Origin of the sequence: Psychrobacter sp. P11G5, from assembly GCF_001593305.1 — a bacterium.
GTDB lineage: Bacteria > Pseudomonadota > Gammaproteobacteria > Pseudomonadales > Moraxellaceae > Psychrobacter.
On the sequence record NZ_CP012533.1, the window covers coordinates 1,478,513 to 1,493,271 of the forward strand.

Annotated in this window: 11 protein-coding genes; 3 read left to right on the forward strand and 8 right to left on the reverse strand. The window is 41.4% G+C overall.

Going from position 1 to position 14,759, the window contains the following annotated elements; genetic code table 11:
- Nucleotides 1-113: 113 nt before the first annotated feature.
- From AK825_RS06195 to AK825_RS06205, 3 genes are all read right to left on the reverse strand, one after another.
- A complete protein-coding gene (locus AK825_RS06195; RefSeq protein ID WP_068035478.1) occupies nucleotides 114-968 on the reverse strand; it encodes a methylenetetrahydrofolate reductase in 855 nt (284 codons plus the stop codon).
- A gap of 13 nt (nucleotides 969-981) precedes the next feature.
- Nucleotides 982-2,406 (reverse strand): adenosylhomocysteinase, encoded by a 1,425-nt coding sequence (gene ahcY / locus AK825_RS06200; protein WP_068035481.1) that lies wholly within the window; start codon nucleotides 2,404-2,406, stop codon nucleotides 982-984.
- 347 nt (nucleotides 2,407-2,753) lie between these two features.
- Nucleotides 2,754-4,682, reverse strand: a complete 1,929-nt coding sequence (locus tag AK825_RS06205; protein WP_068035483.1) for a TonB-dependent receptor — start codon at nucleotides 4,680-4,682, stop codon at nucleotides 2,754-2,756.
- A gap of 421 nt (nucleotides 4,683-5,103) precedes the next feature.
- Here AK825_RS06205 and AK825_RS06210 point away from each other — a divergent pair, with 421 nt between their 5' ends.
- Nucleotides 5,104-7,029 (forward strand): mechanosensitive ion channel family protein, encoded by a 1,926-nt coding sequence (locus AK825_RS06210; RefSeq protein WP_203226495.1) that lies wholly within the window; start codon nucleotides 5,104-5,106, stop codon nucleotides 7,027-7,029.
- A gap of 44 nt (nucleotides 7,030-7,073) precedes the next feature.
- Here AK825_RS06210 and AK825_RS06215 read toward each other — a convergent pair whose 3' ends face one another.
- The 5 genes from AK825_RS06215 to AK825_RS06235 form a co-directional block, all read right to left on the reverse strand.
- Nucleotides 7,074-7,706, reverse strand: coding sequence for a DNA-3-methyladenine glycosylase (locus tag AK825_RS06215; protein WP_068035487.1), 633 nt, complete (start codon nucleotides 7,704-7,706; stop codon nucleotides 7,074-7,076).
- Between the two features lie 149 nt (nucleotides 7,707-7,855).
- Nucleotides 7,856-8,587, reverse strand: a complete 732-nt coding sequence (locus tag AK825_RS06220; RefSeq protein WP_068035489.1) for a Smr/MutS family protein — start codon at nucleotides 8,585-8,587, stop codon at nucleotides 7,856-7,858.
- A 92-nt stretch (nucleotides 8,588-8,679) separates the two neighbouring features.
- Nucleotides 8,680-9,555, reverse strand: a complete 876-nt coding sequence (trpC, locus tag AK825_RS06225; RefSeq protein WP_068035491.1) for an indole-3-glycerol phosphate synthase TrpC — start codon at nucleotides 9,553-9,555, stop codon at nucleotides 8,680-8,682.
- Between the two features lie 75 nt (nucleotides 9,556-9,630).
- Nucleotides 9,631-10,767, reverse strand: coding sequence for an anthranilate phosphoribosyltransferase (gene trpD, locus AK825_RS06230; protein WP_068035493.1), 1,137 nt, complete (start codon nucleotides 10,765-10,767; stop codon nucleotides 9,631-9,633).
- 96 nt (nucleotides 10,768-10,863) lie between these two features.
- Complete coding sequence (locus tag AK825_RS06235) at nucleotides 10,864-11,487, reverse strand: aminodeoxychorismate/anthranilate synthase component II (protein WP_068035495.1); 624 nt, start codon at nucleotides 11,485-11,487, stop codon at nucleotides 10,864-10,866.
- A gap of 707 nt (nucleotides 11,488-12,194) precedes the next feature.
- Between AK825_RS06235 and glnA the strand changes: the two genes are divergently transcribed.
- Entirely contained in the window at nucleotides 12,195-13,604 is a 1,410-nt protein-coding gene (glnA, locus tag AK825_RS06240) for a type I glutamate--ammonia ligase (RefSeq protein ID WP_068035497.1), read from the forward strand.
- A gap of 196 nt (nucleotides 13,605-13,800) precedes the next feature.
- Complete coding sequence (locus tag AK825_RS06245; RefSeq protein ID WP_227514125.1) at nucleotides 13,801-14,643, forward strand: DUF4124 domain-containing protein; 843 nt, start codon at nucleotides 13,801-13,803, stop codon at nucleotides 14,641-14,643.
- The last annotated feature ends 116 nt before the right edge of the window (nucleotides 14,644-14,759 follow it).

Genomic DNA, 14,759 nt, shown 5'->3' on the forward strand with positions numbered 1-14,759 from the left:
ATAGAGCTTAGTATAAGAGTAAATTTTTTAACCATCTAATTGATATGCAAAATTAATGAACAGCATAAAAAAGCTGGCATTCCAAAGAATGCCAGCCATTAGAAGAATTTGCGTTAAATCTGGGAAGTAAGACCTAAAGCTTCAACTAAGCGCTTGTTGGGCTCAACTTTATTCATGCTATAAAAATGCATGGCAGGTACGCCCTCGCTGATTAAGCGCTCACACAGACGATAGACGACATCAAAGCCAAACTCGCGAATAGCTTTACGATCATCACCGAAATCAGTCAATCGCTTGCGCACGTAACGTGGAATATCAGCACCACAGCTATCAGCAAAGCGCATTAGGTTACTAGAGTTAGTAATAGGCATAATACCAGCCACCAATGGCTGTACTACTGTATCGATACCGCGCTTCTCTAAAGTATCACGCAGATACAAATAGCTATCAGCGTTATAAAAGAACTGGGTGATCGAAGCATTGGCGCCAGCTTGGTATTTATTGACCAAGTTGTCAATATCAAACTCAAAGCTACGTGCTTGTGGATGCATTTCAGGATACGCAGCCACTTCGATATGGAAGTGATCGCCTGAATGTTCACGAATAAACTTAACTAAGTCTAATGCAAACGGCAGCTCACCCATGCCGACCTGACCTGAGGGTAAATCACCACGCAGGGCTACCAAACGCTTGATACCTAAGCTTTTATAATGCGTTAAGAGTTCGGCTATTTCAGTCTTGTCATCGCCAATACAAGACATGTGCGGCGCAATATCTGTCTCACCGCGTGCACATAATGCTTGTACGATATCTAAGGTGCGGCTACGAGTTGAACCGCCAGCACCATACGTTACCGAAAAGTAGGTCGGTGATAGCTTATTCAACTCATCGTAAGTGCTAAGTAGCTTTTCGTGGCCTTGCTCTGTCTTAGCAGGGAAAAACTCAAAGGAGAAAGCAGGCTTACTCACAGGCTAGCTCCTTTTAGTATTTATAAGCGTCAGGCTTGAACGGACCTTCGACAGGCACACCCAAATACTCCGCTTGCTTTTCAGTCAGCTTGGTTAGCGTACCGTTAAAACCTGCAACCATCGCAGCAGCGACTTCTTCGTCGAGTTTTTTAGGCAATACTCTGACGTATAAGTTGTCAGTGCGCTCATCAACTGGCAAGTCAGCGAACTTTTCTTCGAACAGATACATTTGTGCCAATACTTGGTTGGCAAATGAGCCGTCCATCACACGTGATGGGTGACCGGTTGCGTTACCTAGGTTTACTAGACGACCTTCAGCAAGCAAAATCAAATAATCGTTTTCATCGTCTGAGCGGAAGATTTGATGCACTTGTGGCTTGATCTCAACCCAGCGCCAGTTGTCACGCATAAATTGCGTGTCGATTTCGGTGTCAAAGTGACCGATGTTGCAGACCACGGCGCCCGGCTTCAATGCGGCTAGCATGTGTCTATCACAAACATGGTAGTTGCCAGTAGTGGTGACAATCATGTCGGTATCTTCGAGCAAGCGCTTGTTGATATTTTCTGCGCCGCCAGTGTTATCGCCATTGATGTAAGGTGATAATACTTCAAAGCCATCCATACATGCCTGCATGGCACAGATAGGATCGACTTCTGAGACACGTACAATCATGCCTTCTTGACGTAGACTTTGCGTAGAGCCTTTACCCACATCACCATAACCAATAACTAGAGCGCGGCGACCAGCAAGGAACATGTCAGTAGCACGTTTGATGGCGTCATTTAAGCTATGACGGCAGCCGTATTTGTTGTCATTTTTAGATTTAGTAACCGCGTCGTTGACGTTGATCGCTGGTACTTTTAGCGTGCCTTTATTGAGCATCTCAACCAAGCGATGCACACCTGTAGTAGTCTCTTCTGAGATACCATGGATGCTATCAAGCATTTGGGCATAATCATTGTGAATCAACGCGGTTAAATCACCGCCATCATCCAAAATTAAGTTTGCATCCCAAAGCTGACCTGATTCTTCACCGCCAACATGGATTTGTTGACGTAAGCACCACTCATACTCTTCTTCGGTTTCGCCTTTCCAAGCATAAACAGAGATACCAGCAGCCGCAATAGCCGCAGCAGCATGATCTTGAGTTGAGAAGATGTTACATGAAGTCCAGCGTACTTCAGCACCTAACGCGACTAGTGTCTCGATAAGGACAGCAGTCTGGATGGTCATGTGAATACAGCCGGCGATTTTTGCGCCTTTGAGCGGTTGGTCAGCTTCATAGCGACGACGCAAACCCATTAGGGCAGGCATTTCGGCTTCAGCAAGGGAGATTTCACGGCGACCGTAGTCAGCTAAGCTGATGTCAGCAACTTTATAGTCAGTAAAAGAGGGATTGATCGTATGGGCAGATGGTATGTTAGACACTGCGTCCATAATATGCTCCTATCAGTTAATAGATAAAAAGAATAAAAACGCAGGTGCCGTTGTTTGCGCTGTCAGTATCCAAAATGATGGACACTCAACAGTTAACCGAGCCTAACATAGTTTATGATTTGTATGGCTCTATAGCCTGAATACAAAGATCAATAATTATGGTGCAACACCTCTCGGAGGTCGTTATTGTAATAGATGAGTCTGCGATTGTCACCTACTGGATAACATAAATGTTAGGTAATAAAGGTATATATAGTTTTGCAGTTTTAATAGACCTAAAAAAGGCCATCGATTGATGACCTTTTCGTATTTAAACAAATACTGGCTTTTTATACCTTTAAATAAACTTAGAACCAGTTATAAGTTAGTGAGGTGAAATAACTAGTGCCTTCTGTGGCGTACTCATTACCGAATTGGCTCGCAATGGTATAATACTCATCAGTAATATTATCTACACGCAAGTTAGCGCGAAGATTAGGATTAATGTAAACAGCTCCGCTTAAATTAAGCAACGTGTAGTTATCAAGTTCATTGTTTTCGGCAGTATATCTATCATCAGTATGTTTGGCTTCGAGACGAACATCAAACATAGGTTGCTGATAACCAATATAAATCAAACCGCTATTTTTAGGACGGTAGGCAAGTTGTTGATCATAGTTGACACTATTTGAGGTTTTGTCCTTCGCATCTAAGTAGTCATAACCAAGACCAAATATAAATGCATTCATGCTCCAATCTGAGGTTAAGCTTAACCCTTTGATTTTCGCTTCATTGATGTTTGTAGCATTAGCAATGAGGTCTTCTGCATCTGTATAATAGCCTGTCAATCGTGAAGTCTGAGCGTCATTTGTATATTCAACGAATACTTCAGTGTTTTCAGTCCTTTCAGGCTTCAGATTTGGGTTGCTGAAACCAGGCCAGTATAAATCGTTAAAAGTAGGTGCACGAAAACCAGTTGCATAGTTTGCACCAATTCTCATACCTGCTAATGGATGTATAGCTGCTCCCAAATTGTAGGTACTCTCATTACCATACTGAGAGTTGTCATCTACACGATAGTTGGCTTGCAGGTCGTAATAAGACTCTGACAATTGATAGCCAATGAAAGCACTTTTGACCGTTCTGTCGTCAGGGTCATAAGCGGTTTGAATAGCAGGGGCAGGAAAGCCTGAAAAATCTAAAACATCTGACGCATCTAATTTCTGCGATAACCATTCTGCACCCATGATAACTGTACCAGGTTGCGCATTAATGCTGGTCTCTAAACGTGCCTGCTCTTGAGTCGTATCAAACTGGCTACCTTCTTGATAATTAATAGAGTTGGCATCATGAGAGGTGGATTTGTCGATACTTTGTCCGTAGCTAAGTTTGCTGACAGTTAAAGGCGTTTTGTATTGAAGAAACGCATTCGCACTGCCGTTTTTTTGATCTGAATACGAATTAGGAAAAACGTTTCCTGCCGAGTCAATATCAGTGGTAGAGTCAGAGTACAATGCACTGAGTCCAGCACTTAAGGAATCTGAAAGCCTGTGCTGTAGTGCCAAACTTGCATTGGTAGATTCAAAACCATCGTCATCTGCGTTGTAATCATAAGTACTAGGGTTAGCAATCGCGTTAAAACCATCTGTTTCATTACGACTGACGCCTAAGCTCAATGATGAAGTATCGTTTTTGAGCTGACCTGTTACGCCGACTTGATAGTGATTGTTGCTGCCGTAACCAACAGTAGTAGAAACATTGGATTGTTTTACACTATTGCCCTTAGTGAAAATTTGAATGACACCGCCCATGGCATCAGAACCGTAAATACTAGAACCTGAGGCGCCGTATAAAATTTCAATGCGATCAATTTGGTCTGCTGATAGCAAGTTCAGTGATGGGCTGCCTAAAGAGATAGAACCATATCGTATACCGTCGATAAGCACCAATACTTGCTTACTATCAAAGCCACGCATATAAAAATTGCTGGCTGTGCCCATGCCGCCACTTTGCGTAATGTTGATACCAGGCTGATTCTTCAATATATCAGTGACTGTTTGACCTTGATAGCGTTGTAAGTCTTCTTTATCAATCACCCGAGTCTGAGCAATCACATTGCTAGTCTTAGTCGGTGTACGTGTGGCTGTGACGACGATTTTATCAAGCTCAACTTGTGGCAATTCGCTATCGTTGATTTCAGGTGTCGCTGCTATCGCTGTGTTGACTGCAAGAAGACCAAGCGCGCTTAAAATGCTCAAACGAAGATAAGTAGTCGAAGTTGAACGTAAAAAAGTCATAATTAATCCAAAAGTTATCGAGCCAAAATTACCAAAAATGTCATAAGGTGACAGCTGTGCTCATTATCTATAAAAGTTACTGCTTTATAAACAACTTTAACCTAATGTTTCTTCACGGTAAGCTGAATGGATTTCATGATGAGCTGCTATTTATTCATCTAAAGATTATCACAATCAATTTGTGAGTCGTTTTATAAGGAATATTAGCAAAGTAGCGCCACGGAATAAGAAATAAATTACTAACGTAGGTTACGATAAAACGCGCAATCAAAAGTACTGATGTTGCAAATAATTGCTATCATAGCGGCAGGTTTTTTCTGTTTTTTGTTGTGCTATTCATAAATCTAAGAGGTTTGTTTTGTCTATTAAGTGTTATCTAAACTCTGCTATTGCATCAATCTCATTAAGCAAAACATCTTTAATGATAGTGTCACTTTTGATTGCTTTGATATTGAGTATGGTATTGCCGAATACCGCTATTGCTGCTGAAGCGGGAGCTGGTGCGCTTGGTGTAGGTGGTAGTAGTGAAGAGACTGTACGCGAACCGTTGCCAGATTCGTTTGGACGTGATACACCACGCCATACGGTACAAGGGTTTATCAGTGCGCTAGGTGAAAATGACTACTTACTAGCAAGCAACTATCTTAATTTATCCAAATCTGACAATCCAACGACAGCTGTGCGGGAGTTCAAACAGGCGCTTGACGCTGGTGGTCGCTTTCAGGCTGACTTGCAGCTCAATAATACGCCTGAGGGTAATTTAACTGACCAGCTGCCGCCAAGCCAAGAAAATGTAGGTAGTATTAATATTGGTGAAAAAAGTGTGCCGCTGTTGCTTGAGAGGGTCGTGTCCAAGCAAGGTGAGCAGTACTGGCAATTCTCCACTGATACGCTTAATTCAATACCAGAAGTTTTAGAAAATACCAATCCTACTTTAGTCTCGCGTTATACGATTGACTCGCTTGAAGGCAAAAAAATATTTGGCTATCAGCTGACGGATCTGGTCGCTGCACTAACTATGATTATCAGTAGCTTTGTACTGACTTATATCATGGTTTGGATACTGTATCATTTGCTAAAAATTGCCTACCCACGAGTACGCGATGTGCCACTGCCTGTGCCTGACAAGGTTATACTGCCACTGGCTGTCGTGATTATGGCACTCATCTTATCTGAAGTGATGGTTTATGCTGGCGTGTCAGTAACACTGCGTGAGCCAGTCAATCGTTTTACTGATATCGCTTCTTGGCTCGCTATAACTTGGTTACTACTACGAGTAATCGATGCGATTTTTACTCGTGCTGTCAACTTAAGCTATAAGAAAAACTATACTGAACGTGTCTCCATTTTGGGTCTACTGCGTAAAGTTGTCAAAGCGCTGTTATTAATATTCGCTGTTATTGTCATATTTGGTAATTTGGGCTTCGATTTGACGACTGGTATCGCTGCTTTAGGTGTGGGTGGTTTAGCCTTAGCGCTTGGTGCACAAAAGACGATTGAGAACCTTGTTGGTAGTGTCGTAGTGGTAGCAGATTCGCCAGTTCGGATAGGTGACTATTGCAAGTTTGGTACTTATGAAGGTACGGTAGTTGATATTGGTATTCGCTCATCACGTGTCCGTACGCTATCTCGTACAATTGTTACTGTACCGAATGGTGACTTCTCGTCTATGCAAATTGAGAACTTTACCTCTCGCGATATGTTCCGGTTTTTTCATCAGTTATATCTAAAGCGTACTGCTGATATCGAAGTTGTCTTTAAAATGGTAAAAGACTTGGATGAATTTTTAAATGAGCATTACTTGACCAACCAAGAATGGAACCAAGTCAATATTTTAGAGCTGCGTCAAGATTGTTATGTCATTCAATTACAGGCCTACATCAATGCTAATGATGTAATGGAATTTTATGATAAGCAAAACGTAGTATTCGTTGATGTATTAACTCAAGTGAAAAAATATAAAGTCGAACACGCATTGCCAACGCAGCAATTGATCGTTAACCAAGCTGAGCTTGAACAGCATATGGAAAACGATATTGAAAATAGTGATGATGGAAAAAATCATAGTGAAAACAGCGATAGTCAAAATAATACAGCTGAACTATTAGCAGATTCAGAAAATGGAAGTAATACCAGTACGGATACGGATGGCAAGCAAGATAATGCTGTTGATTTAAACAAAGATGTCGACAGTACTAAAAAGGATAAAGCAGCTAATAAGAAACAAGAAAGAATTAGAAAGGCTGATGGAAAAAAATCCCATAAAGGGAGTAATTATGCTTTAGCAAAACGTAAGTTCAGGCACGCCAAAAAGAACTTCAGCCTTTCTATATGGAATCAGCCTTAGAGGGTCATTTAAGGAAGTCACTTAACGTTTTGTTAGTTATGCGTTTATAAAGGCACTGCAGTTTTCTTACGTAAGAGGCCGTAGTGCGCCCATAGTAGTAAACTTGCGGCGCTAAGATGCGGTGACCATACTTCGATCAGAATTTTCAATTGTTTTGGGGTTGGACGTTCTGTGAGATCTAACAACTGCATTGCTGCAACTTTAATCGCCAAATCATCGACTGCAAGCACATCTGCTCGTTTCAAAGAAAACAATAAATACATCTCAGCAGTCCAACGTCCGATGCCCGTAACAGCGGTTAAGGTTTTAGTCACGTCCTCATTCGTCATAGTTTCCAATGCTACAAAATCTATATCATGATCTACTAAAGATCGAGTATAACGAATTTTCTGTTTAGATAAACCTTGTGTCCGTAAGGTCTCGTCTGTTGCCTCAGTAATCGCTTGTGGATTGGTCAAATCAGCATCAACCAAGCGTTGCCAAATACTTGCAGCAGCTGCCACAGATAACTGTTGACCGACCATCGCTCTCATCAATTGTTTAAACCCACCTGCATTGTGCCTAAGGCTAGGCACACCAACTTGCTCATAGACAAGCGCAAATCTTGGTTCAATGGCAATTAATTTAATGATGTGTTCTTCTAGCTCTTGAGGGCTCTCAATAATCTGTGTGCTCATAATGGATTCACTCTAATAAAAAACGTGCCTAAAAATAGTCTAGATGTTTATCTAAAGCTTGCTGTTAAAGAAATATAGGATTTATTTATACAAAAAAGGACTGCCATTTGCAGTCCTTTTCATCTCTTTTACTGATCTAACACTAAAAGCTATTCGCCATCTGTTTTAGATTTTTTGAGTAGTACCAGTACTGCACCGTTACCGCCATCTTTTGGCGGGGCAGAGCAAAAAGCTAATACTTCTGGTAACTGACGTAGCCAACCATTTACACAGGTTTTCAGAATAGCTTCGCTACCTTTGCCATGGACAATTTTCACCATAGTCTCATTGTTCTGCTTGGCTTGGCTTAGCAATTGAGTCATAGCAGCACGTGCTTCCTCAATAGTACAGCCATGAATATCTACGGCGTCATACCAACGTAGCTTGCCTTGTTTCAGCTGAGTAAAGATCTTATTTTGCAGCGTAGGCTGTTTATATGATAAGTAAGCTTCAGCTGCCACAGGGTTAAGTAGCGCTTGCATATCTGATAAACCTGCACCCAAATCGCTACTTTTACCACCTTGAGCAGCTGCACGTTTTGAGAGAGTAGCTGCATCAGGTTTGCGTGCTTTTGATGCGTTGGCTGGTGAACGAACGTTCTTATCATCAAGTTGATTTACGCCGTGCATCGCTTGCATAAACAGAACTTTATCATCATCGATATGTTCACTGTCTAACTGTTTGACTGTTTTCTTTACTTGCTTTTGAGTTAGCAATGAAACAGGTTCTGTTGGCTTTTGATCTACGCCATCAGGTGAAGTAGTATCATGACCTTTGCTCAGTTGCCCTTTGAGCTCTTTGAGCTGATCTTGCATTTCTTTTGAAAATAGAGAGTTTGCCATAAAAGTTAACGTATCGTTGGTTAATGAATGAGTGATTTGTTTATTAGCCCTTTAAAAGCTATCTAATCTTAAATTAAGCTATTTCAGTTACTTTACTCGTCTGCTGCGACGCCCGCAAGTAAGGATTGTAACGCTTGTCCAGGGTGATCGGTCTTCATGAACCGCTCACCAATTAAAAAATGCTGAATATCGTGGTCTAACATCAAACGAATATCATCGCTACTATGAATACCACTTTCGGTAACGATAAGTGGTTTCTGCGCTGTACTATCAGCGTCAGTAGCCAAAGCTTCGATTAAAATATTTTTTAAATCGAGAGTAGTTTGCAAATTGACATCGAAAGTATTTAAATCACGATTATTAATGCCGTAAATATTGTGTTCTGAACGTGGCAGCTGGAGTGCGCGCTCAAGCTCAGCTTTGGTATGTACTTCAATCAATACATCCATACCTAATTCGATACTCAGCGCATGTAGCTCTTGTAACTGGGTATCGTCAAGGCAAGCCATGATTAACAGAACACAATCTGCACCCATCAAATAAGATTGATAAATTTGATAAACATCAATCATAAAATCTTTGCGCAATATAGGCAGGCTTGTAGCGTTAGAAGCTTGGATAAGATAGCTGTCATCACCCTGAAAATAATCACGATCAGTCAATACAGATAAGCAACTGGCACCAGCTTGCTCATATTGCTGAGCAAACAAAGCGGGCGCAAAGTTATGATTAATGATGCCCTTAGATGGTGATGCTTTTTTAATTTCAGCGATGATGCCGATACCGTTGTTTTTGTTACTGGCAGCTCGTAGGGCTGCTGCAAAGCCACGGCGTGATTTATTATCAGCGGCTACTTTTGCTTGGAGATTTTCAAGAGATAGCGCCTCACGAGCCGCTTTTACCTCGATCTGCTTAGTCGCGACAATATGCTGTAACACTGAGGGAATATCTGTATTGGTTGTGGTCATACTGTTATCCGAATATCGTTGAATGTAAATACACAGTGATTACTAGGTTTGTATCTTTTAACAATGTTGTATAAGTTAAGCATTAGCTATTAGCTGCTGTGTATACTTGGCTAATGATTCAAGCTTAGTCAAAGCATCGCCATTTTGAATAACTTTTTGCGCTCGGCTCACACCATTCGAGTAGTTGCTGGCAAGTCCTGCGGTGTATATCGCCGCTCCTGCATTTAGTGCAATCATATCACGCGCTTTGAGCACAGCACGATCATGGGTGTCCTCACCCGATAAAGCAGCGCGTATCAGCTCAAGACTTTGCTCAGGAGAGTCGACATCGAGACCGATAAGGGTTTGTGATTCGATGCCAGCATCTTCTGGCATCATCTCATAGACTGATATTTCACCGTCTTTTAACTCAGCGACCGTGGTCGAAGTTGCAAGGCTGATTTCATCCAAACCGTCTTTTGCGCCGACAACCATGACATGACGTGCGCCTAAATTTTTCATGACTTTAGCGATAGGCTCACACAGCTGGGCAGTAAATACACCAATGACTAAATTAGGTGTCCCAGCTGGGTTGGTCAAAGGCCCTAAGATGTTAAAAATGGTCCGTGCTTTAAGCTCACGGCGTACCGGATTGGCATAACGCATGGCACTATGGTGGTTGGGTGCAAATAAAAAGCCAATACCTTCATTTTCGATACAGTCTTTCGCTTGTTCAGGCGTAAGTGCCAAACTGATACCCGCTTGCTCAAGTAAGTCGGAACTACCAGACTTAGTCGATACTCCGCGGTTGCCATGCTTAGCAACTTGCGCACCAGCTGCAGCGACAACGAAGGCTGACGCAGTAGATACGTTGAATAAATTAGCGCCATCGCCGCCTGTGCCGACGATATCAACTAAATAATCACAGTTCTTTGGTGCAATATTGGCAGCCAACGCGCGCATGGCACTAGCCGACGCAGTAATTTCATCAATTGATTCACCTTTCATACGCAGACCAGCCAAAATAGCACCCATCATGGCATTGCTACATCTGCCCTGCATAATAATGAGCATGACTTGATACATCTCGTCGAAAGTTAAATCAATATGCTGAAAAATTCTACCCAAGGCAGTGGTCAATAACTGATGAACGCCTTCATCAGAAAGCTGAGCAATATCATCTGGTATATGAGCAGCTGGTTTATAGTTTTCCTGTAAATTAGCAGTGGTCATTAAGGTCTCACTTCTTATTATTTTTTACATTGGTTTTAATTAGATGTTTGGATTGGTTTTGTCGGTTTAGACTTTAAATCCAGTTTTAATAGTCAGCTAGCCCACTTGCGGCAACTCATCTGCAGATAATACTGCCAGATTATGGGTCCGCAAAAAATTATTAAGCAGCTGATATCCTGCTTCACTTAAGATGGATTCGGGATGGAATTGAACACCTTCGATTGCGAAAACTTTATGACGTATGCCCATAATCTCTTCAATGCTACCATCCTTGTTTTGTGTCCACGCAGTCATCTCTAAACAATCCGGTAAGCTAGTTTTATCAATCACGAGGGAATGATAACGCGTCACTTGTGATGGGTTAGGTAGGTCGGTAAAAACGCCTTGACCAGTATGATAAACAGCTGATAAGCGTCCGTGCATGACTTCACCGGCTTTGACCACTTGTCCGCCAAATGCTTGCCCAATCGCTTGATGACCCAAGCATATCCCCAAGATAGGGACAACGCCTTTAAAGGTATCAATCACTTCTAAGGAAATACCCGCACGATCTGGATCACAAGGGCCAGGGCCAATGACGATGACATCGGGAGCAAGGGTTTTAATCTGTTCGATTGTGACTTGATCGTTACGCCAGACGGTGATGTCCTGCTGTAATTCACCGAAGTACTGTACAATATTGTACGTAAAGCTGTCGTAGTTATCGATCATCAGAATCATTATGCTCTCAATCTATTGGTATGGTTATAATTTATAAACGCTCTACTATTATGCTCGTATTTATCAGGCAAAATTTTATAGAAGCTTGATATCTTACCACTATTTTAGTGGGTATCAAACGGGACACCTATCTATCCAGCTGTTCTTAGAGGTTTTATTTTTTATTACAAGCGTATTTTACTAAATACTAACCTTATTGTAGAAAAATAAAGATTTTTTGCGCACCAATTTAAACCAAAAAAATACTTGAGCACTAATTTAGTGCATTTTTCATATCATTAACGCCTATTATTGTGCAGGTGATAGAGTTGGCATATATATAGTTTTGATGCTGAATTTAGACTTATCCTATACCTACCATGGTTTATCATACAAAATTAACTTTAGGTCGTGATTGCTAAATAAATTTGGCATAGGGTTTGCACCCTTATATTACAATTAGGATGCTAATATAAATTCATCTCGTACCATTCATTATTATAAGTTTAAGGTTAAAATCTAGCAGATGAGTTGGTTGAGATGTTATAACTGTTCAGCATTATTGATCAGATATTGCTAAAATAGCGCCAGCATCGTGTAAGCTTATAAGCGGTAGAGGAAAGTGATTGATCGATATCACAATCATGAGTCTGAGCTAATACCTAAATATAACAGTGAGCACAGCTCTTTAAAACGTAACAACATGATAACCACAAGGGAGACTATTCATGTCTAATAAATTATTGGATCTTATTAAATCATCTAGCGCAAAATGGGTTGATTTTCGCTTTACCGATACTCGTGGTAAAGAACAACATATTAGCTTTCCAGCTTCTACTATCGACGAAGAAGTAATGGAAGATGGCAAAATGTTTGATGGCTCATCTATCGCTGGTTGGAAGGGTATTGAAGCTTCAGATATGATTTTGCGTCCTGATCCAGATACTGCTTTTCTTGACCCTTTCTTTGATGCAGTCACCGTTGTAGTCACGTGCGATATCATTGAGCCAACGACTTTGCAAGGCTATGACCGCGACCCGCGTTCTATCGCTCGCCGTGCTGAAGAATACTTAAAATCGACTGGTATTGGTGATACTGCATACTTTGGTCCTGAGCCTGAGTTTTTTGTATTTGATGAAGTAAAATGGTCGATTGAGATGTCAGGCGTCAGCCATAAGATCGTTGCTGAAGAAGCAGCATGGTCGACTAACAACGATTATGAGTGGGGTAACATGGGACACCGTCCACGTGTTAAGGGCGCTTATTTCCCAGTACCACCAATCGATAGCTCACAGGACATGCGTTCTGTCATGTGTGAGCGTCTAGAAGAAATCATCGGTGAAGGCTGTATCGAAGTCCATCATCATGAAGTTGCGCCTTGTCAGTCAGAGATTGGTGTCGCATTCAACACTTTAGTACGTAAAGCTGACGAAGTGCAGCAGTTAAAGTACGTCGTTCATAACGTTGCCCATCAGTTTGGCAAAACGGCAACTTTCATGCCAAAACCTGTGGTCGGTGATAACGGCTCTGGTATGCATGTACATATGTCTATCTCAAAAGACGGTGTAAACACTTTCTCTGGTGATGAATATGCTGGTCTGTCTGAGACAGCACTATATTTCATTGGGGGCATCATTCATCATGCCCGCGCTCTGAATGCTATTACCAACCCTTCGACTAACAGTTATAAACGCCTAGTGCCACATTACGAAGCGCCTATCAAACTGGCATATTCTGCTTCTAACCGCTCAGCGTCTATCCGCATTCCACATGTTAGTAGCCCAAAAGCCGTTCGTGTTGAAGCACGCTTCCCTGATCCAGCAGCTAACCCGTACTTAACTTTTGCAGCGCTACTGATGGCTGGCCTTGATGGTATTCAAAATAAGATGCACCCAGGTGATGCCGCTGATAAAAACTTGTATGATTTGCCTCCAGAAGAAGAAGCGCAAATCCCAACGGTTGCTGAAAGCTTAGAGGTCGCGCTACAAGCGTTACGTGATGATCATGAGTTTTTATTAAAAGGTGATGTATTCACTGAAGAGATGCTAGAAGCATTTATCGCGCTAAAAGAAGAAGAAGTACAGCGTGTCAATGTTACTGTGCATCCAGTTGAATTTGATTTATATTACAGCTGCTAGTTAACAGTTAAAGCGCTCAGATAATTTGAGTAATAAAAGCCAGCTAAGTAAATCTTAGCTGGTTTTTTCTTTTTTAAAAGAACTTGTAAAACTAAATAATAAGCTTCCTAAAAATCACTACTGATTTAGCGTTAAAAATCCCGCATAATAGTATTAATCATATATTAATAATAAGCACTTATTAGGTTGGCTAACTATGTATACGCATTCGAAAAATAAAATGAAAAAACAAGACAGTTCACAGTTTAGAAATATCAAGCTAACTGGGTTGTTAGCAGGTGTGTTCATTGGTACAGTCAGCCTTTATGCACCGATGATTAATGCCGCGCCCATCTATAAAGTGGTAGATGAAAAAACTGGACACGTAACTTTTACTGATCGTCCGCAAAGCTGTGAAAATCAGGCCAATAAACAAGTCAGCCAAACCGATGTTGTTACTAATGTTACTGCTAATAATACTGCTAACGATAATAATGTTAGTAACAGCTTAGGTGCTGGTTCTAATGGCAGAGCTATCACATCATCTCAAACGACAAATTCTCCAGCAGTCTCACAACAGACTGCATCTCCTGCTACCAAATCTGCACGAGTGAGATATCAGCTGACCATGATAGAGCCGAGCGAAGCACGTGCTTATCGCCGTCCTGCACAGAGTATCGATGTCAAACTACAACTAAAGCCTGTGCTACAAGCTGGCGATCAAGTAATAATTTATCTTGATGATAATGAAGTGGCGCAAGGCCTGAGTGCATCTATCGCAACGGTAGATATTTTACCGGGTACGCATAGTATTCGAGCCGTTATCAAAAATGAAGCAGGGCAAACGCTTAGCCAAATTGAGCGTATTATTTACGTAATACAAAATACGGTAATCTTGCAGAATAAAAAGAAAATTGCCGCGCAAATGCTTGCTTATCAGCGTCTACCATGGCATCAAAAAGTAATGTTAAAATTGCGTCAAAAGGAAATCAATCTGCAAAAAGCACAGAATAGCCAACCTATAACTAACGATGCTTTTACTAACATATCTAGGCAATAGCTAGGTAAAGTAGCCAAATAAAACATCAGTGCTCAAAGGTTTATCAGTGCTGAATGGTTTAATGGTCAATGTAGCTTAACAATTTGTATAAAGGGGCAATCACTATCAATAGTGAT